This window comes from Rhizobium sp. P38BS-XIX, assembly GCF_012641435.1.
In the GTDB taxonomy this organism is placed as follows: Bacteria; Pseudomonadota; Alphaproteobacteria; order Rhizobiales; family Rhizobiaceae; genus Rhizobium.
This window is the reverse complement of sequence record NZ_JABAIJ010000012.1, coordinates 25,586-50,860: the sequence shown is the minus strand read 5'-3', so window position 1 is coordinate 50,860 and position 25,275 is coordinate 25,586. Positions and strand designations below refer to the sequence as shown.

Genomic DNA, 25,275 nt, shown 5'->3' with positions numbered 1-25,275 from the left:
TATACAAAACTATATGCATTGTATCTGCGATGTCAGACAGCATTCAAGATTGACCTGCCTTAACCTGGAATTGCCAAAACATCCCGCCGAAATTGAAAAACCCCACATCGCCTAGAAGGCAAAGCGGGGCTGGTGCGCGGACGAAGGCCAGCGGCTGACTGGGAGCCGCTGGCCCTAGGCATTGATGCCGTCTGGTATCGTCTCAATGCTCTCGAGCAATCGGCGGAACGTTGAGCAGCAACAGGTTCAACCCTTCCGAAATCAGCGGATGTGCGATGATGGCGTCGCGAACTGCCGTGTAGGGCAGGCCGCCGAGCATCGCCATCTGCACTGCCGTGACAACATCTCCCGCATTCGTACCCAACATGGTGAAGCCGAGAATGCGGTCGGAATGTGCATCGATCAGCATCTTCATGAAGCCGCGCGTAGCGCCATTGGTCCGCGCCCGCGGGACGGCGGCCATCGGAAGCTTTGCGACGCGCACCGTAATGCCGCGCTCCTTTGCTTCCGTTTCGTTGAAGCCGATACGGCCGAGTTCCGGTTCGACGAACATGGCGTAGGGTATCGTTCGGTCCCGCGTCGTCAGCGTGCCGCCGGAAAGCTGCGATTTCAGCACGCGATAATCGTCGTAAGACGCGTGGGTGAACATCGGCGTGCCGGCGACCTCGCCGATCGCCCAGGTGTTTGGCGCCGATGTTGCCAGTCTTTCGTCGACTTCGATAAAACCTCTGGCGTTCACATTCACGCCAGCGAGATCGAGGCCGAGATCTCTGGTCACGGGCACACGGCCGGCCGCGACAAGGATGTGCGTGCCGGAAACCGAAGAGCCGTCTTCAAGGGTCACCGTAATCGCGCGCCCCGACTGGCCGTCGACCTTGACTGGGCGTGCGCCGACGCGAACATCGATACCATCTTCCTTGAAGGCGTCCTGAATTGCCTCGGAGACATCGATATCTTCACGATGGGCGACGCGGGCCATTTCCTGGATGATCGTAACCTCGCTGCCAAGCCGGTGAAATGCCTGAGCCATCTCGAGCCCGATATAGCCTCCGCCTATGATGATGAGCTTGGCCGGCACATCCTCGGCCTGAAGGGCTTCGACGTGGGTCAATGGTGCACTCGCGCGAAGGCCGGGAACGTCCGGGATCGCTGCCGTCGTGCCGGTGTTGATGAAGACATGATCGCCCTCGACGGTCCGGGTGCCGCCGTCATTGAGAGCGACTTCCAGACGACGTGGCGCAACGAAGCGCCCGGTGCCGAGGATCAGATCGAACTTGGCGGCAATGAAGCCCTTCATGTTGAGGTCGACCATGCCGGAAACGACGGCGCGAACGCGCTGCTGTACGGCCGGCATGTCGACCTCGACCGGTAGCGACGCAGATGCAGCCAGCTTGGCGGCATGAACGTTGCGGGCGTCCTGGATCAGTGCCTTGCTTGGGATACAGGCAACGTTGATGCATGATCCGCCGATCATTCCGCGCTCGATCACGGCCACGCTCTTGCCCGCGCGGCCGAGTTCCATGGCAAGGGTCTTGCCGCCCTTGCCGCCGCCCAAAAAGACATATTCGAAATGTTCAACGTCAGACATCGTCAACTCCTGCATTCGGATGAAACTGCCAGCGGCGAGCCAATGCAGCGCCCGCTCTCGAGTTGTAGGTAATATTCGCGGCTGCCGAGGTGGATGACCGAGGTGATCAAACTCATGCCCGAGCGCATCAGATTGCTTCCAGGGGTATTGCGACGCCTACCAGCGCAGAACTCTAAGGCCCACGAGCCATCCGATCGTCGTCATGAACGCCATGGCCAGCAAACAGCAGGACAGAAAGAACCTGGAGCCGCCATCGTCGCAGGTTGCGGCATAGGCAAGAGTGGCGATGGCAGTGGCGGCCAGCCCGCATAGCCCACCGGCAGCGCCCGGATTTTCAGGCGCGCCAAGCCGCAACACGGCAAAGATGCAAAGGATCGGGCCGAGCGAAAGCAACGGGATCACCGCAAGGCCGAGCAAGGCACTCTTCTCAGCCAGAGGCGGGAAGACGGATTGCTGCGGCATCGTTGCCAGCTCCAGACCTGCGGCGCACATCATGGCGGCCATCGGAAAAAGGATTGGGCGCAAGGTCGCGCGGGCGGGGATGTCTGGTCTGCCGATGCGAAACAGGCCGTGCACAGCGATCAGAGCTACGCCCGTCACGATCATGAGGTGAAACAGGAGGCGGCTTGGTGAGATGATTGGACCGGATGTCGAGGAACTCCCAACAGTGAGCCCGCAACCCAGCACGGCGAGAAGTGCGGCACCCGACAGGCCGCGCCAGAGAGCCCGCTCGAAGGTTAGTGTCATGCGGGCATCTTTTGAAAGCAAACGGATCAGCTCGTCAGTATCCATGACGGATGCGGCCTCGTCTTGATCGGGAGTTGATGTCGCTCCATGTGCCGTTTCCCTCAGGCCGCGCGCGCCTGCTTGATCGCATCCCGCAGGGCGTCTTTGCTCAGAACACCCGAGTATGTTGTCGAACCGATAACGAAGGATGGCGTGCCGGCGAAATTGAAGGCGAGAGCCTGGTTGAAGTTTCTCGTCAGCAGATCGGCTATCTTCTTTTCGTTCTTCTGCACCGCCGCGCCGACGGCACTCAGATCGAGACCCGCTGCAGTCAGAAGCCGCTTGACGTCGTCTTCGCTCAAGGCCCCTCTTGTCGCCATCAATGCTTCCATACCGATCTTGTATTGGCCGAGCTCATTCGCGCCCAGGACGGCTTGCGAGGCGAAAACCGACGTATCGCCGAAAACAGGCCAGTCTTTCATGAGGAACCGGACATTGCCGTCTTCGGCGATGACCGCTTCGACATCCGCATGACTCTTCTTGCAGTATGGGCATTGGTAATCGAAATATTCGACGACGGTGACATTGCCGTTTGGATTGCCGAGCACCGGTGCGTCCGGATCATGAAAGACTTCCTGCTCCGTCAGCTGTTGCGCATGGCCAGCGCGGGAAATCATGGGAGCCATCAGGAGGCCGGCGGCGCCGGCTTTCAGCAGATTCCTGCGGTTGATCATCGTTTCACACCTCAATTGAAAAGCTATGTTTCCCGATTGCTCAGGAGCCGCTCTTGGCTGTTGCGATCGCTTTCAGCAGGTCGTTGGCACCGAACTCACCGACAAGCCTCACATCGTTGATCTCGTGACGATCGGCCGTGAAGAGCATCATGGTCGGCGGCCCGACGACATCGAGGCTGCGCATCAGATCGCGCTCGGCCGGCGTCATGCTGGAAAGGTCGACCTTGATTGCTTTAAGCGGCCCGAGCGCTTCGGCAACATCCGCTCGAGTGAGGACGTTGCGATCGATGGATCGGCAGCTGACGCACCAGTCCGCCGTGAAATAGACCAGGCTCGCCTTGCCGGATGATTGGGCGAGATCCAGCTGATGATCCAGATCGTTCTTGGAGGCGACCGGCGTCATGCCTTCCTCCAGGCTGATTTGAACGGGCTTTTGGCCGCCGCCGAAAGCCGCAAGCGGCATCAGCGGATTGGTGGCGCCGGCAGCAAGGCCGACGGTGAGAGCGACGGCATAGACTGCGAGAAAAAGGCCCAGGGCCTGCGACGCCATATGAAGTGGCGAGATCCGTCCTCGGGCGACATCGAAGGCACCGAGATAGATGGCACAGGCCATGGCCCATATCGCCCAGAAGGTGATCGTCAGCCAATCGGGGAGCAGCGGTTCGGCCATCCAGATCGCAAAGCCGAGAAAGATGAAGCCGAAAGCCTGTTTGACGGATTCCATCCAGGCCCCGGCCCGAGGCAGAGCCTTGGAGCCAGCAGTGCCAAACGCGACCAAAGGCACGCCCTTACCCAGTCCGAGTGCGAAGAGCAGCGCAGCACCCAGCACAATGTCACCGGTGCGGGCGACGTAAAGCAGGGCACCCGCGAGCGGAGCAGTGACGCATGGCCCAATGATGAATGCCGACGAGAACCCCAATATCGCGGCAGAGGTGACGGAGCCGCTACGTCCGTTCCGATTTCCGCTCAGCCTGGCCGCCAACCCGGATGGCAGCTGAAGTTCATAAAGCCCGAACATGGAAAGGGCCAGCAATGCAAAGATGACCGCGATCGCGGCGACCGTCCATTCCGACTGCAGCGCAAGCTGGAGATTTTCGCCCGTCCAACCGGCGACAGCGCCAAAAATCCCGAACGCTGCGGCGAGCGCCACGGCATAGCTGACGGACAGAAGAAGTCCTCTTCGCGCCGTCAACTGTTCGCCTTCGCGAGCCAAAGTGGCAGCGAGGATGGGGTAGAGAGGAAAAACGCATGGCGTGAACGCCAATAGAACGCCAAAGCCGAAGAAGGCCGCCAGCAGCAGAAGAACACCGCCGCGGGCGAGAAAGCGTGCGACAATATTGGTCGAGGCGACGGTCGCGCCACCTGCCGGTTCCGGCTTCAACACCGGTGTGGAGTTCGGCTGCGCTGGCGTCCACTTTGATTGCGCGGCAGCAGGCGCGGTAAAGGCGGCTTGCTCTGAAATATGGAGTGTCTCGGTATCGATTGTCCGCGTTGCCGATGGATAGCAAAGTCCATGTTCCTGGCAGCCGCGATAGATCACAGTGAGTGGACCACCGACAGGATCGACCTCGGCATCTGCATGGTCGAAATAGACTTCGGATTTACCGAAAGTCTGGTCGCCCTTTGTGATGCCTTGAGGCGTCTTCAATGCGATCGGCTTGCCGTCGCTGGTCGTCGCCGACAGGTGTTCGCGGTAGAGGTAATAGCCCGCAGGCATCTTCCAATGCAGATGAAGGACGCCCGAGGTCTCGCGATCAACCGAAAGCTGGAATGCCTTGTTCACGGCCAAAGGCGCGTCCGCCGCATTCGAAGCGCCTGCGCCGAGGGCAATGAAACACGCGATCAGCAGTAGGTAGAGACCTGAGGCAAGACCAGCGACCTTCCCGTTCGGCAGGCGTAGCTGGCGTCGGCCGTTGTGGCATAGGCGCGCTCGAAGGACATTGGATTGCAGGTTCATCGTGATCCTTCTACATGTAAAGAAAAGCGCATCGTTCCCGCGCGCCTGTCGACGACCGCGCGGGAACGAAGCTGGCGAGCGCACTGCACTCGCCAGAAACTAAGGCCTATCCCAATCCGGCGCCCTCCGACGACCGTTCAAGGCGTCAGAGTTGGGTGGACAACGCGCCTAGGCTGCGGTGGAAATCCAGTGGGCCAAGGTTGATTTTGGAGCGGCGCCGATCTTTACATCGGCAACCTGGCCGTCCTTGAAGATTGCAAGCATCGGGATTGAGCGAACGCCAAATCGGGCGGCCAGCTCGGGGTTTTCGTCGACGTTGACCTTTGCGACCTTCACCTTGCCGGCCATCTCCACGGCAATTTCGTCGAGGCTCGGGCCAATCATCTTACAAGGGCCGCACCAGGCAGCCCAGAAATCCACGACAACAGTTTCCGAGGCCTCGAGGACTTCGGTCTTGAAGTTGTTGGTATCGACTTTCACGGTGTTAAGAGAGGTCATGGACCACACTCCTTGTTTCAGATTGTGGCCTGAGAATACGCGCTCCTCCTGCGCTTTAGGATGTCTCGGATGCTCATTGACATGGCCGCCCGGATCAATCCGCCGCCAAGAATGATGAAGAGGTGTCTGGCGGTTCGCTCTCCGGGCAGCGCCGCAGGTCAGTCACAGGTATCGACGCACCAATCGTCCTGAGGCTTGGCGTCAGCGATGAATTCAAAATCGGTGAGATCGGCTGACATAAGCACGATTTCCCTGTTTGGCCGCCGATCGTTGCCTCGCGGATAGATGCGCCGCCGCGTCGGAAAGACGAAATCTCCGAATTTCTGATGGTCGTGCAGATAGTGGGCGGCGGGGCTGCCTCCGGCAATCTCGACCGCGTAATCGTGACGACGGATCAGCCCCTTGTCATCGAAATAGAGTGTCTGCTCGCGCGAGTGGGTCACATAGGATTTCGGGAAGATGACCCTGACCGCCCGCCAGGTTTCGCCGTCATCCGTCCATGGCTCGATTTCTTCGCACTGCACTCCATCCAGCACTAGCGAGAAGGGCAGCGTGAAATAGGTCCACAGCGCACAGCCGACGAAATAGGCCAGTTGCGAGGCAGTCCACGGTGAACCGTCAAACGCGAAGGAATGGCGCGGATTGTCCAGGCCCTCTAGGACGATGCCGTCACGCGTCTCGACCGCAGTGCGAAAAGGCGTGTAAATCCCGATCTGCGCTGGCGCCAGATAGGGATCGAAGGTCACGCGTTGCACGCGCGTATCGACGGTGACCTGTGTCGGACGGCCGGCAAATGCTTCCTGGCCTCGAAGCTTCAAGGCGGCGCCATCCGGGATGAAGGTGGCCTTGATCTGGCGGATACCCTCCCAGCGGGAGAGGCCGCCATGCGCTTCGATCGATGACGTGATGATATCAAGCATGTTCGGAACTCTCTTTCATTTCAATGGAAGCCGTTGCCGGCTCCCTTTAGCGAAGCTGGAAACGGTCACATCCACACCGCGCGGTTCTTTTCGACAAACTGCGCGAGCGTGAGGGGTTTACGACCGATGATCCTCTCCACGGTATCCGTCGTTCCGGCCATCAACCCGTTTCGGTGCATTTCGGCGATGGCGTCGATGTGCTGCACAAGGAATGGAATGTCCTGCCCCGTGACTTCGCGCACCCATTGTGCACCGCTGCTTTTCTCATAGCGCACCGACTTTTCGAGGACCTGTCCAACGATTTCCGCGATCTGCGGTGGCGTCAGCTCTGTAGGGCCTGAAAGCGAATAGGTCTTGCCCGCGTGAGAATGAGGCTCCGCCAGGATCGCCGCGATGACGGCGCCCTGATCTTCAGCGGCAATCGGCGCAAAATGTCCCGTTGCGCCGAAGGCGACGGCATAGCGCCCATCGCGGATCATGGTGCGCATGTAGAAAAGCCATTCGGCAAAGGCGGTGGGATGCAGATGGGCGACGGGTATGCCGGCCCAATCGAAAATCTGCTCGCCAAGCCAGTGCTGGAGTGCCGAGTCACTCGGAGCATTGGGCAAAGCCGTTCGCTGAGACATGTTGACAATGAACTCGGCCTTCACCTCGCGCGCGGCCTGGGCAAAATTGTTGGTGGCCTGCACGAGGCCAGGACGCATAGGGTAGACGAAGTAGGCACGTTTGATGTCGTCAAAGGCACGCCGCACGGTGCGAAAATCGAGGACGTCACCGATGAAGATCTCGGCCCCTTGCGTCTTGAGCTGCTCGGAGCGTTGATCCTCCTTGTGAACGAAGGCGCGAACTGGAAAGCCGGCGTCCAGTAGAAGCTTGGTCGCGACATTTCCGGTGGCACCAGTCGCGCCGCCAATGAGCATTGTCGATTTCATGAAACAGTCTCCATCACATTCTTGGTCGCCTGCAGGCTTGATGTGCCTGCAGGACATCTCGGGTTTGCTTTTGATTGCAGAGCGCGATCACGCCTTTGCGTCTTCGACCATCCGAAGCGAAACGGGCGTTGTGGGTGAAGTGATATTGCTTGCTATGTTTCGATGAGCGGCAATTCGCCTGTCAGCCAACTCCGAAACAATGAGAGCCGCCGCCACGAGCGCTGCTGCGACATAGCCGAGGTTGCCAGCGCCGACGGCATCGATTGCCGTTGCGCCGATGATGCCGGCCGCTGTCGTCCCGAAAAATACGGCGGAGTTGTTCAGGCCGAGAACAATCGGTGCGATCTGCGGGGCGATACCGACAATGCGATGCTGTTGCGGAACCGTGCTGCCCCATCCGCAAGCGCCCCAAAGGAGAATGGCGGGGATCGCAGTCCATAGACCCAGGCTCGTCCACTGCAAGAGCATGAAGTTGACGAAGACCAGGGCGAGCATGGTGATCAGCACCTTGCGCGAGCCAATGGCATCGATCAGGCGGCCGGCAAAGAGATTGGATACGGTCCCGGCGACACCCCAAACGACCAGTAGGCCAGCCAGAACGGGGGCACTGCCGCCGATTGCCTTGCTGAAGACGACGGCGAAATACGTGTAGATCGTGAAAGCCGCGCTGAAAAATAGAAATGTGGTGGCAAGCGCAAGCCCGATGCGCGCATCTGCGAGCGGGGCGAGACGCTTGCCGAGCGAGACGGGCGGCAACATGGGAATATGCGAAAGAGAGATCGACACACCGATGCCGGAGACTGCCGCAAGCGCCGAAACGAACACCATGGTCCAGTGCCAGTCGGCCAGGCCGCCGATTAGTGTGCCGATGGGTGCGCCGAGGGCCGTCGAAACCGTCATCCCCGTCGCCACCACGGAAAGCGCAAATCCGCGCTTGTCTGCTGGTACGATCGAAGCCGCAGCCCCCGTTGCCGTCGGTGCGAACATGGCTGCACCAAGGCCGGCAAGCGCACGCGTCGCCAACGCGACTTCGAAATTCGGCGCCAGCGCCGTGGCGAGATTGGCAATGACAAAAAGGGAAAGGCCCGCGAGCAGCAACCGGTTGCGCTGTATATGCGCAGCGACGGCTGCAATGACGGGAGCGAGTATCGCGATGGTCACCGCGTAGATCGTGGTCATCTGGCCTGCCGCGCCGATGCTGACTTTGAAGTCGCGGGCGATTTCCGGGAGCACGCCCGCGACGACGAAGCTGTCGGTTCCAAGTGCGAACATGCCGAGGGCGAGAACGAGAAGTCGTCGGTCCATGAAAGAGCCTCCTGTCGAGGTTCCGGGATTTGATGGGAATAGCAGTAGGGTACAAGCGACCATGTCGATGCATGGACTTGGCGACCCGCAAGCCGGAATGCTTTGCCCAATCGAGCGTCGTCGCGATCTGACGACGGCGGTTGTGACGCTCGGCTTGTCTAGAGGCATTCCGGCCGCGGGGTATTGAAGATTACTTGCCCTGGATTAGCAGTCCGAGCGGAGCGAGCGGGCCAAGCGGCATGAACTCATATGTCGCAAAGCCGCCGGTGACGAGCGGGAGCGTTCCGACCTCGGCGCGCGCCTGGTCGACCGAGTCGACATTCATCAGGAAGACGACGCCCGGCGCGTCCTGGCGATACCAGAACTGTTCGATCTTGCTTTCCAGATAATGCTTCAGCGTTGCCGGCACTTCCTTCGGCATGATTTCGTTGCGCTGTTCGTCGGACAGGGGCTTGACGATCGAGCCGATTGCTAAAACTTTCATGATGGGTCTCCTAAAAGAGCGTTGTCTGCGAGACGAAACCTACGCAAGACGGTCACAGGCAGCTATCGTCGTAAACGCCAACTTTGCTGTCATTTACGCCAAGATGCGGTAAGGGTGGGCGGTCAGGCGCTCATTGGGTTTCGGCCGATCTGCAGGTGGCACCTCAGTTTTGATAGGTCTCTGAATTTCATGATCTGCATTGATTGTTGAGCCCTGCTCACAAGGGCATGCAATTGTCAGCACCTAATCCGAGCCGTCAGCGCGCGCTAAATCGTCCGCGGTGCGACCTATCGTGCCGAAGACCAAGAAAGGGTAGAAAATGAAAACGTCCGGATATGCTGCAATGGACGCGAACACGCCGTTGCAACCCTTCACCTTCGAGCGCCGCCAGCTCCGCCCTGAAGATGTCGCGATCGACATTCTGTATTGCGGCGTCTGTCACTCAGACCTTCATCAGGCCCGTAGCGCCTGGGGGCCGTCGCTTTATCCGCTCGTGCCCGGCCATGAAATTGTCGGCAAGGTTTCCGCCGTTGGCAGCGGAGTCACCCAATACAAGGTTGGAGACAGCGTCGCTGTCGGAACGATCATCGACAGCTGCATGGAATGCCCGCAGTGCCGCCGCAACGAAGAGCAGATGTGCTACAAGGGCGTGACGTTGACGTACAACGGCAAAGATCGCGTCTCGGGCGACCTGACCTTCGGTGGCTATTCGAACCATATCGTCGTTCGCGAGGAATTCGTTCTGCGTCTGCCCGATGGGTTGGATATGGCGCGCGCGGGCCCGCTGCTTTGCGCCGGCATTACCACCTATTCGCCGCTGCGCGTCTGGAATGTCGGTCCGGGAAGCCGCGTGGGAGTGATCGGGCTGGGTGGCCTGGGCCATATGGCGGTGAAGTTTTCCTCCGCGCTCGGCGCTCACACCACGGTTCTGACCCGTTCGGAAGGCAAGCGCAGCACGGCCTTTGAACTCGGCGCGGACGCCGTGCTTTTGTCGACATCGCCGGAGCAGATGGCATCGTCGGCCTATGCATTCGACCTGATCATCGATACCGTCCCGCACGAGCATGATCTGCGGCCTTATCTCGATCTGCTGGATGCAGACGGCACCTTGGTGATCGTCGGATCGCTGCTCGACACGCCCGCATTCAGCAATCTGCCTCTGATCATGGGGCGTCGACGAATTGCCGGAAGCCCGAGTGGCGGTATCAGGCAGACTCAGGAGATGCTCGATTTCTGCGCCCGCAAGAACATTCTTCCGGAATGCGAGATGATCAAGATCCAGGACATCGAGGCATCCTTCGAGAGAATGGAGCGCGGTGACGTTCGTTATCGTTTCGTCATCGATATGGCGTCGCTGGCAGCGGATCAAAACGCCTGAAGCAGATACAGCGGCGGGTCAGCTCGCCGCTGTTTCCCATGTTCGCCGGGACGACGCACGCAGCGCGTCGACAAACGCGGCAAGCGCCGGCGGAACCTGTCGCCGGCTCGGGTAATAGATGGAATAGCCGGGGAACGGCTTGCAATATTCGCCCAGGACCTTGATCAACCTGCCGTCGCGCAGATGGTCCTTAGCGGAATCTTCGAACACATAGCCCAGGCCGATGCCAGCAGCGGCGGCGCGAACCATCATATCGGCATCGTTGACCATCCATGAGCCGCTAACCCGGATTTCCACATCGCGTCCCCGGTCGTCGAATTCCCAAAGATAGGGGGCGCCCGCAGAGGCCATGTAATAGTTGATGCAGTTATGATCGGCGAGGTCGGCAAGTGTTTCCGGGGCAGGACGGCGGCTGAAGTAAGATGGTGCGCCGATGACGGCTGCCCGCAGGTCCGGGCCAACGCGGATCGCGATCATATCCTTGTCGACCGTCTCCATGAGGCGGATACCGGCGTCGAACCGCGACGCGACGATATCTTCCAGGCGATCGCCGACGATCAATTCGATTCTGATATCCGGAAACTCTCGATGGAAGTCCGACAACATCGGGATGACAAGGGATTCCGCCGCGTGCTTCACGGATGTCACGCGCACCGTTCCCGACGGCTTCTCCCGCATGTCGCCCAATTCCTGCAGGCCGCGATTGATGTCGGCGAAGGCCGGGCGAAGCGTGGAAAGCAATCGCTCGCCCGCCTCAGTGGTGGCAACGCTGCGCGTCGTTCGAGCGAGAAGCCGCACGCCCAGGCGCTCCTCCAGCAGCCGCATCATATGGCTGAGGCCCGATGGAGAGATCCCCAGGCGGGCCGCCGCCCGCGTAAAGCTTCGCTCCTCGGCGACCACGACAAATGCTGCGAGATCATCGAAATCATGGCGCTTCATTTGTGCTCAGCTCTCACGAAAATATGCAGATTGTGGAGATATAAGCACAAATTGCCATGCGGCGCCAAATTCATTCGACGCCGCTGGACCGTGTGGATGGTCCAAGCTTATGTGTTCAAGGCGTCTTCGATTGCATACCCTGCAGCTGGCGAAGCGGGTTGAGCGGTGCCAGTGGCATCAATTCAAAAGTCATCAAATGCGCTTGGCCGAGCGGCAGCTTTTCCAGCATGTCGTGAGCCGCCGCTTCGTCCGTGACGTTGAGGACAAATACGACGCCCATCCGCCCTTGCAGCGAATACCATTGGTCTATCTTGCCTGCGAGATAGAGATCGACGGTTTGCCTGACCTCATAGGGCAGAATTTTCAGCACTTGCGCCGGATTGGTGCCGGCGGGCACCGTGCCGATGGCGAGAATGCGTGTCGTTGGCACCGGCGCCATTGCGGTCTGCGCGTGACCCGCTGTGGCGCCAGTCATTGAAAGCATCAATGCGAGCAGGCCTGAAACGACAAGATTCTTCATGTGACTTCCTCTGATTGGGGTTTGGCTGCCAAAGCGGCCTGGCGCGATTGGGTCTGCGCCATTCGAGTGAAGGCTAGCCAATCCCCGGAAAATGCGCTATCGTCGGAAATGACAATTTTGAGGCCATTTACGCCATGCGTATATCTGTACTTGCCTTGGAGGGGTTGTTCGATTCGGGGCTGGCAGTCACACTTGACGCCTTTGCAACGGCGAACTCTCTTGCGGCCAAATTGCTGGATGGATCGCCGCGCTTCGATGTGTCCATTGTCGGCGTTCGCCGCAAGGTGAAATCCGCACAGGGGCTCATCGTCCCGGTAAAGCCCATTACGCCCGAGCTGATGCCCGATTGGGTGATCGTGCCGGCCTTGAGATCGACGACGCCGGCAACCCTGCTTCCCACTCTGGAACGCGCGGATGTGCGCCAGGCAAAGACACAGCTGCGAGAGTGGTATTCCGCTGGCATCCAGCTTGCGGCATCCTGCATCGGAACTTTCCTGCTGGCGGACGCGGGCATCCTGAATGGACGCGAGGCAACGACGACCTGGTCGCTCGCCCCGTTCTTTCGTCAGCGTTATCCGCAGGTCACGCTGGACGAGACCCGCATGCTGGTTCCAACCGATGTGGGTGTCACCGCCGGCGCGGCGATGGGGCATCTCGATCTCGCACTATGGCTCATTCGCAAGGCAAGCCCCGAACTTGCGACGCTCGTCTCACGCTATCTTCTGGCCGATATTCGCTCGTCCCAGGCGTTCTACATCATTCCCAATCATCTCGCGCAGGCCGATCCGCTAGTGCTGCGGTTCGAGCGATGGGCGCGCGAGCATCTGCAGGAGGGGTTTTCGCTGCAGGATGCGGCAAAGGCGCTGGGAACCAGCGCACGTTCGCTGCAGCGTAGATGTCAGGCCGTTCTTGGTAAGTCACCGCTTGCCTATTTTCAGGATCTGAGGGTAGAACGCGCGCAATCTCTTCTTCACGGCAGTGGCCTCGATGTCGACGCGATCGCGACGGAAGTGGGGTATGTCGACGGGGCGACCCTTCGAACGCTGCTGCGTGACCGCCTGGGGCGAGGGGTTCGCGAGCTTCGGTCCGACCTGCGCTAATTCGGGCGTCGGCCTGTTGGCCGTTTGCTTTTCAGTTCGTCCCGTTTGCGGGCAATGCAAGGAACAAATATGTCCGCGGCCTATGAAACACTGGATCTTCTCGCACCCGTTTTGAGGGTGCGTCCGGAGTTGCAGGATTTTTGCAGGTTCGGCGGATCCTGGAGTGTCTCTCATTCGTCCGCGGGGGAAGGATGGGCCGCCTTTCATATCGTGGTGAAGGGCAGATGCGTGATCGAGCGGCCGGGTTCGAAGCCGGTCAACCTGGAAGCGGGCGACGTTCTGCTTCTTCCGCATGGCGATGGTCATGTCGCCTATGGTGTCAACGGCCGCGACGGCTTGCGCCAGACCACGACGACCTATCGCGAGCACATTCGTTTCAAGCAGACGGAGGGCGACGAGATCGACACGGAACTCGTCTGCGGACGCCTGCACCTGGAGAGCGCGAGCGAAAATCTGTTGTTGCGCACGCTTCCACCGGTCATCCTGTTGAGGCTTAGCGGTCTTCGTCGTTATGCGGAGTTGATTGCGACGATCCGCGACGAACTGCAGGATGCACGTCCCGGTGCAGCCAGCATTGCGCGTGATCTGTCCAGCGCGCTCTTCGTCATGCTGCTGCGCCAGCATCTGGAAGAAGAGCCGCCGACCACGGGATTGCTGGCGCTTTTGAGCGCAAGGGAGACCGCAAGGGCCGCGGCCGCAATGGTCGCCGATCCGGCGAAATCCTGGAATCTGGAAGAGCTCGCTTCACTGGCCGCCGTATCGCGCGCAACGCTGGTGCGGGCGTTTCGGCGATTGAGCGGGATGCCGCCGCAGACATTCCTGACGGAGTTGCGCCTCGGTCTTGCGCGCAATCGGGTTATCCATACATCCGATACGCTCGCCGATATCGCCGTCGCCGTCGGCTACCAATCGGAAGCAGCGCTCAGCCGCGCCATGCATCGCCGCTTTGCCACGCGCCCCGGCGCGATGAGGAAAAGCCAGCACGAGATATCCTCGGCTTCCGCGCAGGTCGATTAACTGCTGCTCGTAAGGATGGCCACCTCTCGTGGCCATATTTGCTGATGGCAATCGCTATTGCGTCGCTTTCTTCAGGCGAAGGAGGGCGGCGACCATTCCAGCCGTCTCGCGAATTGCAGGGACGCGGAATCTATCCCCATTTCATCTCTCCCTTTGCGACCTTGGCACCCAGCTCGAGCGAGCTGACGTCAGCGAGATTGGGGTAACGCTTGGTCATCGCCGCGATCAGGGCAGCGCTGTCTTTGGCCCTCACCTCTTCTTCGTGAAAGGCGACAAGATAGTCCCGCGTGAACTTGATGGCGTCGAGCCCCTGCGGCGCACCCTCCGCCTGATGTGCGGGAACGACGATCTTCGGTTTGCGCGCAGCGATCGCATCCAGGGCCTTGATCCATGTCTGCCGCTTCTCGGGCGTGGCTTCGTCGGCGACCCAGACGTGAATGCCGGACGATATCAGCACGCCGCCGAAGACGGCTTTCAGCGAAGGCACCCAGAGATAGCGGCGATCGTGCATATCGGCAATTTCGACAATCTCGATCTTGTCGCCATCGAGCGTCAGCGCCTTCAGATCCGAGGCCGTGGGAATGACGACATCGGACAATTTCTGCGGTCCGTTTTCCTTCAGCTGCGGCCCCCAGGTGGCCAGCTTGCCTTCGATATTGGCGTGGATCGCCGCGACGGTGGCAGGCTTGGCAATTACCTTGGCGTCAGGGAATGCTTCGACGATCGGTCGCAGGCTGAAATAATAATCCGGATCGTTGCAGCTGACGAAAATGGTACTCAGGGACTTGCCCGTCGACTTGATGGCATCCGCAACGGCGTGGCCATCGGAGAGCGTGAAGCCTCCATCGATGAGAATGGCTTCTTTCTTGCCGCTCACAAGAACCGGCGTACGGCGAAACCCATCTTCGGACGCCTGAAAATATTGCCATTTCAACGTTGAGTTCGCCGCCTGTGACGTGGCGAGGGGGATGATCGAGATGGCGCTTGCGGCCAGGGAAAATTTGAGTGCGTCCCGTCGGGTAAGCATGTCCGTTCCTTTGTTGGTGGTGAGTTAAGCGGCCTTGATATGCGCCATGAGATTGTCGTAGCTGCTGAAGAGAGCGCTGGCGTCCAGAAGGCGCTGCCGTCCATTTCGTTCGATCACCAAAGCCGGCACGCCGTTGGCGCCCAGCCGGCGAAAGAGATCCTGACCTTGAGACATGAGCTGCCGGTTGGCATTGAGCAATTCGATCGGCGCTTCCTCCAGCATGGCTGCGGCTTCGCCTAATCCTTCGGACGACAAGAGCGCGGCAAGCACCGGTATGCTCGTGATATCCAATGCTGTCACGTAGCGGGCATGCTGGACGATCCGCAACGCATCGAAGCGCTTGCGATGGTCGGACAGGCCTGCCGCCGTAATGGCAAGCGTGGCGGCACCTGAATCGAAGAGAGAGCCCGATTTGTTCAAGACCTTCAGGCGGTACGCCTCGGAAAAGGACTGACCGCTCAGGCGTTCGATCCGTTGGTCGTTCGACCAGGCGTAAGCAGCGAAACTCGCATCCATTTCACGCGCGCCGGCGCCTGTGAACAGTCCCGTCGGTAGCAGCTGCACTTCGATGCCTGCGTGCAGCAAACGCTCGATCATCGGGCTTGCGCCATAGCACCAGCCGCAAAGGGGGTCGAAGAGATAGGTGGCCGAATATTCCTGCATGGAGCGCGTCCCTTATGGTTCGGACGGACTATCTCAGCAGTTGCCGCGTCGAAAAATATCGGCCAATCATACAGACTGTATGAATTGATCGGACAATGACGTGAGCGAACTTCTCAACCTGAACCGGCTGGTCTTCTTCACATCCGTGATGGAGACCGGTTCATTCACCGCTGCGGGTGAGCGGCTCGGCGTCGCAAAGGCAGTGGTCAGCCATCAAGTGGCGCGGCTGGAAGAGGAACTCGGCGTGTCCTTGCTGATGAGAACGACACGGCGCCTGAGTGCCACGGAAGAGGGGCGGGTGTTTTATGATCGCTGCATCCTCATCCTGAGAGAGGCAGAATCAGCCTATGGTGAAATGTCGCTTCATGCCAACGAACCCGCCGGCACGCTGACGTTGACCGCTCCGTTGGATTACGGCGTCGCCGTCGTTGCCCCCGTGGTTGCCGCCTACCGCGAGCGGTTTCCGCAAATGCGCGTGGATCTCATATTCGACGACAATGTTTTCGATCTCGCCGATGGGCAACTCGATCTGGCCATCAGGGTCGGCTGGCTGGCGGATATGAGCAATAAGGCCCGACGCCTCGGCACATTTCATCAATATCTGGTGGCAACGCCAAAATCGGTCGGCGGTTTTCCAAAGCTTATCGAGCCGTCCGATGTGGCGGCACTCCCCTGGATCGAAAATGCAGTGCTGCGACAGCCGCTGCGCTGGGTCTTTTCCCGCGAGGGGCACTCATCCGAGATTGTCGAAATGAGCTCTGCAGTACGCACCGACAAAACGCCGTCGGCCTATGCCTGCGTGATGGCGAATATGGGGGTTTCGGTTTTTCCGGATTACATGGTCGCGGACGACATTGCAGCCGGGCGCCTTTTGCGATTGCTGCCGGAATGGACATTACCGGCCGGCGGAATCCACGCGGTCTTGCCCATAGGCCGTTTCCGCCCCGCCAAAGTGAAGCGGTTTATCGAAATGCTGCAGGTCGCCGAACGCCGCCGGGGCACGGCCGGTAAGTAGAGAGATGCGCCATCTTTCGGCAAAACGTAGCCTGGATCAGCCAGATGCCAGCGCTGCTGCATGGGAACGGCGTCGCTGCCAGAAGGCGGTATCCCACCTTGCCGCCGTTGCGTAATGCGCGGCGAGTGCGGGCCCGTAATCGGCGAAGCCTTGAGAAGCAATCATCGCATAGCGCATCCGCGCGAGCTCGCCGCGCCCGTCCATCATGTCCGATGCGGCATAGGCGGCAAGGATGCCGGTGCGCAGGGCATGGACGATGCCGCGTGACGACAATGGATCGGCGCTGAACAGGCTGTCGCCAGCCGCAACCCAGTGATTGCCCGCAGCCGGATCGATCGTAGCCGTGCCCGCGGATTTGACCAGCATTGCGGTTTCATATGCGCCCTTTGGCAGAAGAGGTGCGATGATCCGCGTCGCGGCCAGCGCATCATACCAATAGTTTGGATTGCGAAGATCTCCGCCAAGGTCCGGATCGGTCATGCACGCGACGACGCGGCGCTGACCTGGCAAATCGGCACTGTACCACCAACCTTCCGGGCGCGCCTCGATCAGCATCTGGCAATCGCCCGGCACACCATCGAAAAAGCGTGCATAGGCCGCAAGGTGGCTATGCACTCTGAGCTTCGCACCGAAGGAGCGCGCCAGCTTCCAGCTTCGGCCGGTTGCCCAGATGACGGTGTTCGCAACGATTTCCCCATCGGCCAACCCCAGCCGCCAGCCCTGGTCACTGCGCGTGGCCGATAAAACTGCAGTCCCCAGCCGCACCTCGACGCCCGAGTCCGAGGCCGCTTGCACCATCAGGCGGTCGAAACGGGCACGGTCGAGTTGCCATCCCGGGCCTTGCGCGGAGAAGATGCTGGCGCGTTCATCAGGTGTTTCGCTGGCCCAGGCAGCAATAACGGCACGGCTTTCAACGAAATCGGATGACAGAAATTCCGTCCAGACACCGAGCTGCCGAAGCAAGCCCTGCGCTACGGCGGGCAATATCTCACCGGGTTTTTCCAGCGCGTGTCGGCCTGCATCGAACAGGACGACACTCAATCCCGGCGCATGGCGGCGCAGGGTCAATGCGGCGGCCGCACCTGCGGGGCCGCCGCCGATGATAGCGATATCAGCCTGCTCGCACGGCATAGAAGGACGCCACCACGCCTGCCGGATGTGTGCTGCCGCCATCGCCTGAATGCGGGATCGTGCGCACTACTGAACCGACGATCGCCGGCACTTCCAACCGGTCGGTGCTGTTCGGCCAGACCGGTACGAGCCAGCCGATATAGTCGTAGATCCACTCCTCGCCGCTAACCACGCCCTTCCCCTGGAAGCGGACCTGCATCGGCGAGCCATAACCAAAGCTGCCGCGCAGGTCGAGCGACCATCCCGGACCTCCGATCGTGCCCGAAAGCTCGGTCGTCGACTGTTCCACGATGACGATGGTGCCTTCTCCAAACAGCAGATCGTTGGGCGCCTTGGTGATATCCGGATCGTTGTTGAAGCTGCGATAGGTCCAGTTGCCGACAAAAGGATTGGTCATGTTCATTCTCCCGAATCTTCGACACAGATGTATTTGATGCCGGGCGAGGGTTGATCGATGCCGCCGGCCGGGTTGCGGATGACGAAGCCGAGCTTCGACCACTCGGTGACCATCTTGAGGTCGCCGGCGAGCGTTTGCGGAATTCCGCGTGCCCAGTTGCGGAACTGAAAGCCGTCACCGACAGGGTAATAGACCTGCATCGGCCGATGCGCCGGCCACCATAGCGTTTCCCAGACACGCCGTTCGCGCTCCATCAGCGTGTTGCCGACGCTGTCGGGATAAAGGACGTTCCATTCCTCGTAGGTGACGTCGATGGTCTGCGTGGAGCATTCGTTGAAATCGGCTTGCCACGGCAATCCACTGAGCTTGGTCAAGTCGCCGGGCTGCAATCCGACATCAAAATTGCTGCCCAGCGAAAGTGGATCGGAGGCATAGGCGATGTAGCCTTCCTCGCTCACGCCCGATCCCCATCGGTTGGCATTTTCCTGCGCGGCGGTCAGCGCGAAGCTGTACCATTCGGGATCGGCCTTGATCCGGTAGGGCTCGCGCCAGATCGCCGGGTTGCGAATGATCCATGTCACCTCGCCACCGGGGCAGAAAGCGCCGCCAAGCCCATTTGCCAGCACGCCCTGATCGAGCCCGCGCCCGCCCGGCACATTCCAGTCCTTGTAAGGCTGCCACGGATCGATCGCCGGTGCAAAGCCCGCGTCGACTTCGTCGATGAAAATACCCGCCGCCCACTGCCGCAACAGGAACAGCTGCGTATCGGTCAGCCGTAGGAACTTGCTGACAGTCTTGTTGGTAATCGGATTGTCGCCGGCAAGCAGCGGCATAAGCGGCAGGTGATAGGTGCGCGTTGCCGGATTGGCTTCCAGGCGAAAGAGGTTTTCCTCGCCCGGCCTTCTCAACAGGTCGAAGAGATACTGACGCGCCGGACGTCCCGGATCGGTGGTGGCGTCTTTTGTTGCGGCGGTGAGCGCATGATCGAACAACTGGCCGGATCGATATTCGAAAGCCAGACGCCGCAAAGCTGCTTCGATGGGCTCGTCCGGATCGGTCGTGCGGTCCGGTTCGGTGGGTTCCTGCCGTGAGGACGAACGCGCCAGCTTCAACATTCGCTTCGGTGGTGGTGAGGCTGCAGCCGCGATGCGCTCGATCACGCCGGTAACCGCTGCGTCGAACGCGCTTCGTGCCTCGGCATAGGCGGGATCGGCCACGGTGTCGTTGTCGCTGAATAGCCGCTGCCAGCGCGCGGCGTAGCTGCGTGGCGTTTCGTCACTTTCCGGCGGGCAAATCGCAGCGGTAAAGTTCGCCGCTGCAGCTTTCAACGTCGAGGAAACGTCGCCAACAACGGCGTCTTTCGCCGCACCGGGCGCCTGGGTTGCGTCGAGCAGCATCAGGCTAGGTTCAACGGCGGCCTCGAGCGAGCGCCCGCTGACATGATCGTCCCTCGCAACGTCTTCCTTTCGAGCGAGCACGCGCGGCGCAACCCGTGGGGGGATGCACAGGCGATAGGGATCGAAGGTGCCGCGACTCGACTGGTTGTGCGGAAAATTCGATTGCTGCAGGATATTGGCGAGGTAGGAGAATTCATCGGCGCGGAAGATGATGGGCCAGATATCGCGCCAGAACCATGGCCTGTAGGCGGAATTCCACTCGACAGGTCCGGCCTTCCAGTGAAGCAGGGCGGCGGTATCCGTCGGATCGATCTTCTGTGGCGTGTTGAATGTTCCCGCCGTGCCGAACATGTCGGTGCGGTAGGCGAATTCGCGGATCGACATATCCTCGACCACGTCTTCCAGCGTGATCATGTCGAGCACCTCAGGCGCATAGCGCGGGTACCCCATAAGCACCCAGGCGGGATATTCGACGTCGATATAGCGCAGCGCCTGGACGCGCTCTTCCATCATCACAAGCCGGGCCATGACCGGGCCATCGGAAATGTCGTCGAACCAGCCATCGCTGTTGGCATAGGTGTCGATGCGCGGATGAGCGAAGCCGCTCAGAAACGAGCCGCTATTGCCGTGTCCGCCAAGGACCAGCAGCCGGCCGTTATCATCCGTCATCATATCGCCGAGCGTATTGATATCGTTTGGCGCCATGCCTGTCGGCGGAAAGGTGACGGCATAGGCCGGATTGGTGTCTCGACCGAAGCTCGCTTTGCGCCGCTTTGTACAGTCGACGGCTTGTGGCCCGGCATCGATGACCAGCTTCTGCCGTTCGACGGGATCGGTGATATCGGGGTTTCGCAGCGGCGTATCGGCGGGATAGCCTGCCTCGCCACGCAGCCCGTCGAAGGTGAACCATGCGGCCTTCTTGTTGGCGAGCTGCACCCGCCACTGAATATCGACGAGCTTGCCGCGATTGCCGCCGCCCTCGACATGATCGCCGATCTTGAGCGGAATCCCGTCCGGATTGGCCTCGTCATAGACGAAGATCTGGAAGCGGGCCGCCTGGCGCTTGATCCGGCCCTTGCCGTCCTTGAAATGCTTGATCGGTGCGTCGTTCTTGGCGGCATTGCCGTCGGCATCGCACTCGATCGGCATTTGCGCCGGCTTTTCGGGCGAGATGCAGAACGCATCCGGGCTGTCGCCGAGCCGGGCAATGCCGACGGCCGGGTGGATACGATAGACTGTTGGGTCGGCCATATGAGTTCCCCCGCGCCGGTGTCGGACGTGTCAGTGATCAGTCGAGAAAGTTGAGCGAGACCCCGTCGAGCCTGAGCAGTTCGCGGTCTTCCTCATAAGAGGCGCCGATCACCACGAGGCTGACGGTCAGGTTGGCGGCGCCGGCGGCAATTAGCCGCCGTGCGGCGCGGGTCACGTCGATCCTGTGATTGCGCGGGGTATTCATGCTGCGCTCGCGCAGATCGAACTTGCGGTTCTCGGCTGGCGGTATTTCGCAATGCCCTGGCCCACCATAGCACTCGCCATGGCCGAAGATCGCGGCGTAACCGGCATAGCCGGCCACGTTGAGGGGCGTGCTGGCATCCGCTTCCGGTGTATTGAGGAACACACGGATGAAGCAGGAGCGGGGCAGCTGCGGCACGCGATGAAGTCGCACTTCGGCGGAGCGGAATCCCTTCGTCGCGTCGGGAACGGTGATCGGCGCGGAGACGAAGCGCCCGACAGGATTGCTGAGCCCGACCGGCATCAGGCACCCGCCGCGAACATACTCATAACCGAAGCGACTCATGTCGAGCGTGTCGCGAACGGCGTAGCTCCAGGGTGTCAGCGCCGAATCGAGATCCGCCGGCAAGCCGTCGGGATGATCCTGCTGCCAACGCCACCACAGGCGGTCGATATTCGCATGGACCGGCCAGAAGATAGGGTCGTAGGACGCCGTCAGGTTCGAGAACATGTCGCCGAATTGCGGCTCGGAATAAAGGTCGTCGCGCTGGTGGAACTTACGACCAGCGACGCGAACCGCGCTGTTGCGATCGGCAGGGGCATCGGTTTTGAAGGCTGGATTCATGCCGCCCGTCCAGATATGCATGGTGTTATGTGGGTTCTGGTCGAGGAAGCCGAAGCTGTCGACATAAAGGCTGCCGCCACCAAAATCGCGGAAGGTGCGCAGGTTCAGGATCTCGTCGATATCCTCCTGCGCCGGATAATGGTAGTGGATGACGGTGTTGATCGTGCCCTTGCCGAACTGGCCGGAATAGCGCAGCGGGTACCAGAGCGAATTGGCTTCCAGCAGCGCGTCGATCAGCCGCTTGCGATTGTCTCCTTCGACATACTCCTTACCGCAAGCCTTGCTGACGGCATCATAGATCTGTGTCGGATTGGCCCACGGCTGGCCGACCAGCGTGTCGATTTTGGCCGGGAAGCCTTGATCGCGCAGGAAGCGTGCGGACGTCTCGGTCAAGAAGCCCTTGAACGCATCGGGCAGGATCGCGCCCTTGGCCGGATTCTCAGGCTTGTACCGCGCGGCAGGAAAATCCCACCACGGCATGGTCACGTCGGGGCAGAAATCCTGCAAAGCCTGTTCGAACTCATAGAGATAGACCCGATGCCACGGCAGGAAGCGTTCCCAGCCGTGCTGGCAGTGGTTCTGATGGATCAGGGCCAGGTTATTGTAGCTGCGCTTGTCGCCGACCCACTTGTTGAGCTTGTACAATTCGCGAAAGGCATAGCGCAGGCGCTCCTTTTGCGGCTCACTCAGGACGTCGACATCCATGCGCTGCCGCAGCTCGCCCTTGCTATATCGCCAGGCGGCAGGATCGGACGCCGGCCCGAACACAGGGCCAGCAAGTCCCTTCACCTCGACGCGGGCCTCGGTTGCAACGCTGACCTCGCCGGCAAGCGCAACGGATTCGACCAGCGCGCCCGGACAGCCCTCGTCAATCCATGTCTCGATGCGGTCGATATCGTCATCGGCGACCGGTTTGCCGCCCCAGGGCAGGCGAGGAAACTGGCGACCGTCGAATGGGGGCAGCCCCCGCAACCCGCGGATCAAGTTCGAGCGGGCGCCGCGTCCATTCGCATCGGATTTGCCACAGCAGCTGGTGGTAAGCGGTGCAATCAGCGGCATCCCATGAGCCTGGGATGCCAGGAAATCCGGCAGCGTCATCCCGGTCACACTGCCGGCTCCTAAGGAGCCGCCAGCTGTTGCGAGGATTGCCTCCACATCGCTCCAGGTGAAGGGGGCCGAGGTCTTCGGCTCTCGCTTACTTGTGGTCATTGTGACCACCCATGTCCATGGCCTCACCCTGCGTGGTGTCGGTCACCTGGTCGGGCAGGACGACGGCCACGTTCTGCATCATCCCCTGATCCTCATGGTCGAGAATGTGGCAGTGAAGCACGTATTCGCCGATGTACCGTTCATAGCGCGTGCGAACCTTGATGGTGTAGATGCCCGAGAAGCCGGCCGGCAGGTTCTGCGGGATAAGGCTCTTGATCCACAGCGTATCCTTCCACACGCCTTTCAGGCCGACATATTGCGGATCGTAGGGCGCACCACCGGCATCATCGACGGCACCTGGCGCACTGACATCCTTACCGTTGGGGTCGGTGATCGACACGATCTGGAACGGATTGACGTGGATATGGAAGGGATGGCTGACGAAATGCGACTGCAGCGTCCATTCCTGTGCCTTGCCGAGCGGCAGCGAACGATCGATGCGGTTCGGATCGTACGGCTTCACGTCTGCGGTGTTTAGCGTGTTGCCGACCTCGAACTTCGTGTCGGGGCCAGTGGTATCGATGAAAAAGGTAAGTTCCTGCGTACCGTTGCCCTTTACCTCGTCGTCGGTCACATCGGGATGCGGCGTAAAGCTGGTGAATTTCGTACCGGCCTTCAGGTCGGCCACGACGGTTGCCTTGACGTTCTCAGGCATGTTGGTTTCAGCCAGAGACACCAGCGCGCGGTTGATGTAAGCCTCGACGTTATCGACAGGTTTGCCGGGAGCGACGTCGACGAGACCGAGCAATTGGGGGCCGGCATCGAGCGCGTTGACCGAGCCCGACTTGGGCGCCGAGGAATCGATCACGCAATAGCGCCCGGCTTCCGGAAAGACCACGAGTGCGTCAAAACGATAGCCCGGCTGGAATGTGGCCAGTTTGGTCGTCTGTGCCGCAGCCATCGTCAGGCCATCGGCTGCGATCAGCTGATAGGGAACCGGCGAAGAGGTGTCGCAGCTGTCCTTGATGAAGGCGGCGGCATTATCGGCCTTGACCAGCGTCTTCACGCCAGATGCCAGCTTGCCGTCGGTTACCTTGAAGAACTGCAGGCTGATCGTGTCGCGCACGCCGGCGTGAATCATCCGCCAGCGCTCGATCTGGCCCTGCGTCGCCTTCATCGGATCGTTGGGGTTGAACACCTTGCCGTTCAGCGAAGTGTAGCGGCCGGATGCCGGCCATGTGCCGGGGCCGAACTGATCGTAACCTTCGATGCCGCCGACATCGCCCTGATCGCAGATATAGCGGCCGTTGATATCCTGCTTGATCGGACCGAGATCGCCCGGCTTGGCCGGCTTGCCGCGGCAGGCGTATTGGATCTGCTGCATCACCAGAATGCGCTCTGGGATCGCCGAGGTCGGGATCAGCGTATCGATGTCGCCATGGGCATTGGGCGTGGGAAAGCGATTGCCACGGATGATCAGTGCGCCGGCCATGCCGCTCGAGACCTGCAGCGCGGTCGAACCATGGCGATGGGTGTGGTACCAGAATGTGCCCGACGGATGATCCGAAGGAAGGTTATACTCGTAGGTGAATTTTGTCTGCGGATTGATCGACAAGAGAACGTTGTCGCTATTTCCCGAAGGGCTAACCCACAACCCATGAGTGTGAAGATTCGTGCCGTTGAAGCAGTGCGGGATGTCCGGCATGGTATGGCCGCCCGGCATGCAGCCCGGATCTCCCGGTTGTGGCCCGGCGGGGAGCTGATTGTCGAGCGTGACGCGCACGGTATCGCCCGGATTTGCCTCGATCGTCGGCGACACATAGGGTGCATTGGGATCGACACCCTTGCCCGTATAGCCGCGCAGATGGACCTTGTCATACCCACCGGTGGACGGGTTGTAGATCTGGTTGTCGATGTACTTGATTTGCAGGTCGAGGAGGCGGTCACCCCGCACCGGCGTCGTGTTGCCGGGAAGCGGCCGAAGCGGCGCCGTCTCCGCCAGCATCGGCTTTGCGATCGGCGCGCGCTCGTCCATCAGGACGGGAGGATTGAGGATCTCGGCCGCAGCGGGCAGCGCCGCTATCGGTCCGAGGACGACGCCGAAAATACTCGCAAAAAAACGCGCACGCATCATCGATCCACCACTCGACATGGTATCCCTCCACTCAGACTTAAGATTGTGCCCGGAAAGATAATGCTATCGTTTTAAGGGTATGTCCAGATCCATAAACCGAAAGCAGAAAAATTTATTTTAGCAATTTGTGGATAATAGCATACGCCCTGGATTCACGCGGTTTTGTGAAGCTTTGATGACGCTTTCA

22 protein-coding genes are annotated in these 25,275 nt (G+C 60.4%); 4 read left to right on the top strand and 18 right to left on the bottom strand.

Annotated features, from left to right (window positions below):
- Positions 1 to 202 precede the first annotated feature (202 nt).
- The 9 genes from HGP17_RS28140 to HGP17_RS28100 all read right to left on the bottom strand — a co-directional run bounded on the left by HGP17_RS28140 (position 203) and on the right by HGP17_RS28100 (position 9,144).
- Positions 203 to 1,588, bottom strand: coding sequence for an FAD-dependent oxidoreductase (locus HGP17_RS28140; RefSeq protein WP_168814206.1), 1,386 nt, complete (start codon positions 1,586 to 1,588; stop codon positions 203 to 205).
- Between the two features lie 156 nt (positions 1,589 to 1,744).
- Entirely contained in the window at positions 1,745 to 2,335 is a 591-nt protein-coding gene (locus HGP17_RS28135) for an NrsF family protein (RefSeq protein WP_168814204.1), read from the bottom strand.
- Between the two features lie 101 nt (positions 2,336 to 2,436).
- Positions 2,437 to 3,048, bottom strand: a complete 612-nt coding sequence (locus tag HGP17_RS28130; protein ID WP_168814202.1) for a DsbA family protein — start codon at positions 3,046 to 3,048, stop codon at positions 2,437 to 2,439.
- A 40-nt stretch (positions 3,049 to 3,088) separates the two neighbouring features.
- Positions 3,089 to 5,005 (bottom strand): protein-disulfide reductase DsbD, encoded by a 1,917-nt coding sequence (gene dsbD / locus HGP17_RS28125; RefSeq protein WP_168814200.1) that lies wholly within the window; start codon positions 5,003 to 5,005, stop codon positions 3,089 to 3,091.
- Between the two features lie 168 nt (positions 5,006 to 5,173).
- The gene (gene trxA / locus HGP17_RS28120) at positions 5,174 to 5,503 is read right to left on the bottom strand and encodes a thioredoxin (protein WP_168814198.1); all 330 of its coding nucleotides are present in this window, start codon (positions 5,501 to 5,503) and stop codon (positions 5,174 to 5,176) included.
- A 158-nt stretch (positions 5,504 to 5,661) separates the two neighbouring features.
- Complete coding sequence (locus tag HGP17_RS28115; protein WP_168814196.1) at positions 5,662 to 6,423, bottom strand: hypothetical protein; 762 nt, start codon at positions 6,421 to 6,423, stop codon at positions 5,662 to 5,664.
- Between the two features lie 65 nt (positions 6,424 to 6,488).
- Positions 6,489 to 7,355 (bottom strand): NmrA family NAD(P)-binding protein, encoded by an 867-nt coding sequence (locus tag HGP17_RS28110; RefSeq protein WP_168814194.1) that lies wholly within the window; start codon positions 7,353 to 7,355, stop codon positions 6,489 to 6,491.
- An 87-nt stretch (positions 7,356 to 7,442) separates the two neighbouring features.
- On the bottom strand, positions 7,443 to 8,660 hold the full coding sequence (locus tag HGP17_RS28105; RefSeq protein ID WP_168814192.1) for an MFS transporter: 1,218 nt from the start codon (positions 8,658 to 8,660) through the stop codon (positions 7,443 to 7,445).
- A 190-nt stretch (positions 8,661 to 8,850) separates the two neighbouring features.
- Positions 8,851 to 9,144 carry a hypothetical protein gene (locus HGP17_RS28100; RefSeq protein ID WP_168814190.1) on the bottom strand — a complete coding sequence of 98 codons (294 nt, stop codon included), beginning with the start codon at positions 9,142 to 9,144 and terminating at the stop codon, positions 8,851 to 8,853.
- A 319-nt stretch (positions 9,145 to 9,463) separates the two neighbouring features.
- Between HGP17_RS28100 and HGP17_RS28095 the strand changes: the two genes are divergently transcribed.
- Entirely contained in the window at positions 9,464 to 10,522 is a 1,059-nt protein-coding gene (locus tag HGP17_RS28095) for an NAD(P)-dependent alcohol dehydrogenase (protein WP_168814188.1), read from the top strand.
- Positions 10,523 to 10,540: 18 nt separating this feature from the next.
- Here the strand turns inward: HGP17_RS28095 and HGP17_RS28090 are convergent, their stop codons facing one another.
- Positions 10,541 to 11,461, bottom strand: coding sequence for a LysR family transcriptional regulator (locus HGP17_RS28090; RefSeq protein WP_168814186.1), 921 nt, complete (start codon positions 11,459 to 11,461; stop codon positions 10,541 to 10,543).
- Positions 11,462 to 11,576: 115 nt separating this feature from the next.
- Positions 11,577 to 11,981 carry a muconolactone Delta-isomerase family protein gene (locus tag HGP17_RS28085; RefSeq protein WP_168814185.1) on the bottom strand — a complete coding sequence of 135 codons (405 nt, stop codon included), beginning with the start codon at positions 11,979 to 11,981 and terminating at the stop codon, positions 11,577 to 11,579.
- Between the two features lie 134 nt (positions 11,982 to 12,115).
- On the opposite strand from HGP17_RS28085, the gene HGP17_RS28080 reads away from it, so the two are divergent.
- Positions 12,116 to 13,081 carry a helix-turn-helix domain-containing protein gene (locus HGP17_RS28080; RefSeq protein ID WP_168814184.1) on the top strand — a complete coding sequence of 322 codons (966 nt, stop codon included), beginning with the start codon at positions 12,116 to 12,118 and terminating at the stop codon, positions 13,079 to 13,081.
- A gap of 69 nt (positions 13,082 to 13,150) precedes the next feature.
- Positions 13,151 to 14,098, top strand: a complete 948-nt coding sequence (locus HGP17_RS28075; protein ID WP_246704261.1) for an AraC family transcriptional regulator — start codon at positions 13,151 to 13,153, stop codon at positions 14,096 to 14,098.
- A gap of 130 nt (positions 14,099 to 14,228) precedes the next feature.
- On the opposite strand, the gene HGP17_RS28070 is transcribed toward HGP17_RS28075, so the two are convergent.
- Together HGP17_RS28070 and HGP17_RS28065 are read right to left on the bottom strand one after the other, a co-directional pair.
- Positions 14,229 to 15,125 carry an MBL fold metallo-hydrolase gene (locus HGP17_RS28070; protein WP_168814182.1) on the bottom strand — a complete coding sequence of 299 codons (897 nt, stop codon included), beginning with the start codon at positions 15,123 to 15,125 and terminating at the stop codon, positions 14,229 to 14,231.
- 24 nt (positions 15,126 to 15,149) lie between these two features.
- Positions 15,150 to 15,788, bottom strand: coding sequence for a DsbA family protein (locus HGP17_RS28065; protein ID WP_168814181.1), 639 nt, complete (start codon positions 15,786 to 15,788; stop codon positions 15,150 to 15,152).
- A gap of 100 nt (positions 15,789 to 15,888) precedes the next feature.
- Here HGP17_RS28065 and HGP17_RS28060 point away from each other — a divergent pair, with 100 nt between their 5' ends.
- A complete protein-coding gene (locus tag HGP17_RS28060; RefSeq protein WP_168814180.1) occupies positions 15,889 to 16,803 on the top strand; it encodes a LysR family transcriptional regulator in 915 nt (304 codons plus the stop codon).
- Positions 16,804 to 16,839: 36 nt separating this feature from the next.
- Here HGP17_RS28060 and HGP17_RS28055 read toward each other — a convergent pair whose 3' ends face one another.
- From HGP17_RS28055 to HGP17_RS28035, 5 genes are read right to left on the bottom strand one after another with little or no spacing between them, the layout of a single operon-like run.
- The gene (locus tag HGP17_RS28055; protein WP_168814179.1) at positions 16,840 to 17,934 is read right to left on the bottom strand and encodes an FAD-dependent oxidoreductase; all 1,095 of its coding nucleotides are present in this window, start codon (positions 17,932 to 17,934) and stop codon (positions 16,840 to 16,842) included.
- On the bottom strand, positions 17,915 to 18,331 hold the full coding sequence (locus HGP17_RS28050) for a hypothetical protein (RefSeq protein WP_168814178.1): 417 nt from the start codon (positions 18,329 to 18,331) through the stop codon (positions 17,915 to 17,917). The genes HGP17_RS28055 and HGP17_RS28050 overlap by 20 nt, the downstream gene beginning before the upstream one ends.
- 2 nt (positions 18,332 to 18,333) lie before the next feature.
- On the bottom strand, positions 18,334 to 20,979 hold the full coding sequence (locus tag HGP17_RS28045) for a LodA/GoxA family CTQ-dependent oxidase (RefSeq protein WP_168814175.1): 2,646 nt from the start codon (positions 20,977 to 20,979) through the stop codon (positions 18,334 to 18,336).
- 37 nt (positions 20,980 to 21,016) lie between these two features.
- Positions 21,017 to 23,014, bottom strand: a complete 1,998-nt coding sequence (locus HGP17_RS28040; protein ID WP_168814173.1) for a tyrosinase family protein — start codon at positions 23,012 to 23,014, stop codon at positions 21,017 to 21,019.
- Positions 23,001 to 25,106 (bottom strand): multicopper oxidase domain-containing protein, encoded by a 2,106-nt coding sequence (locus HGP17_RS28035; RefSeq protein ID WP_168814171.1) that lies wholly within the window; start codon positions 25,104 to 25,106, stop codon positions 23,001 to 23,003. The genes HGP17_RS28040 and HGP17_RS28035 overlap by 14 nt, the downstream gene beginning before the upstream one ends.
- Positions 25,107 to 25,275: the final 169 nt, after the last annotated feature.

What these genes read in the sequence shown, in the direction of transcription:
- HGP17_RS28140 (WP_168814206.1), bottom strand. Translation starts at nt 1,588, where the DNA reads ATGTCTGACGTTGAACATTTCGAATATGTCTTTTTGGGCGGCGGCAAG.
- HGP17_RS28135 (WP_168814204.1), bottom strand. Translation starts at nt 2,335, where the DNA reads ATGACACTAACCTTCGAGCGGGCTCTCTGGCGCGGCCTGTCGGGTGCC.
- HGP17_RS28130 (WP_168814202.1), bottom strand. Translation starts at nt 3,048, where the DNA reads ATGATCAACCGCAGGAATCTGCTGAAAGCCGGCGCCGCCGGCCTCCTG.
- dsbD (WP_168814200.1), bottom strand. Translation starts at nt 5,005, where the DNA reads ATGAACCTGCAATCCAATGTCCTTCGAGCGCGCCTATGCCACAACGGC.
- trxA (WP_168814198.1), bottom strand. Translation starts at nt 5,503, where the DNA reads ATGACCTCTCTTAACACCGTGAAAGTCGATACCAACAACTTCAAGACC.
- HGP17_RS28115 (WP_168814196.1), bottom strand. Translation starts at nt 6,423, where the DNA reads ATGCTTGATATCATCACGTCATCGATCGAAGCGCATGGCGGCCTCTCC.
- HGP17_RS28110 (WP_168814194.1), bottom strand. Translation starts at nt 7,355, where the DNA reads ATGAAATCGACAATGCTCATTGGCGGCGCGACTGGTGCCACCGGAAAT.
- HGP17_RS28105 (WP_168814192.1), bottom strand. Translation starts at nt 8,660, where the DNA reads ATGGACCGACGACTTCTCGTTCTCGCCCTCGGCATGTTCGCACTTGGA.
- HGP17_RS28100 (WP_168814190.1), bottom strand. Translation starts at nt 9,144, where the DNA reads ATGAAAGTTTTAGCAATCGGCTCGATCGTCAAGCCCCTGTCCGACGAA.
- HGP17_RS28095 (WP_168814188.1), top strand. Translation starts at nt 9,464, where the DNA reads ATGAAAACGTCCGGATATGCTGCAATGGACGCGAACACGCCGTTGCAA.
- HGP17_RS28090 (WP_168814186.1), bottom strand. Translation starts at nt 11,461, where the DNA reads ATGAAGCGCCATGATTTCGATGATCTCGCAGCATTTGTCGTGGTCGCC.
- HGP17_RS28085 (WP_168814185.1), bottom strand. Translation starts at nt 11,981, where the DNA reads ATGAAGAATCTTGTCGTTTCAGGCCTGCTCGCATTGATGCTTTCAATG.
- HGP17_RS28080 (WP_168814184.1), top strand. Translation starts at nt 12,116, where the DNA reads ATGCGTATATCTGTACTTGCCTTGGAGGGGTTGTTCGATTCGGGGCTG.
- HGP17_RS28075 (WP_246704261.1), top strand. Translation starts at nt 13,151, where the DNA reads ATGTCCGCGGCCTATGAAACACTGGATCTTCTCGCACCCGTTTTGAGG.
- HGP17_RS28070 (WP_168814182.1), bottom strand. Translation starts at nt 15,125, where the DNA reads ATGCTTACCCGACGGGACGCACTCAAATTTTCCCTGGCCGCAAGCGCC.
- HGP17_RS28065 (WP_168814181.1), bottom strand. Translation starts at nt 15,788, where the DNA reads ATGCAGGAATATTCGGCCACCTATCTCTTCGACCCCCTTTGCGGCTGG.
- HGP17_RS28055 (WP_168814179.1), bottom strand. Translation starts at nt 17,934, where the DNA reads ATGCCGTGCGAGCAGGCTGATATCGCTATCATCGGCGGCGGCCCCGCA.
- HGP17_RS28050 (WP_168814178.1), bottom strand. Translation starts at nt 18,331, where the DNA reads ATGACCAATCCTTTTGTCGGCAACTGGACCTATCGCAGCTTCAACAAC.
- HGP17_RS28045 (WP_168814175.1), bottom strand. Translation starts at nt 20,979, where the DNA reads ATGGCCGACCCAACAGTCTATCGTATCCACCCGGCCGTCGGCATTGCC.
- HGP17_RS28040 (WP_168814173.1), bottom strand. Translation starts at nt 23,014, where the DNA reads ATGACCACAAGTAAGCGAGAGCCGAAGACCTCGGCCCCCTTCACCTGG.
- HGP17_RS28035 (WP_168814171.1), bottom strand. Translation starts at nt 25,106, where the DNA reads ATGTCGAGTGGTGGATCGATGATGCGTGCGCGTTTTTTTGCGAGTATT.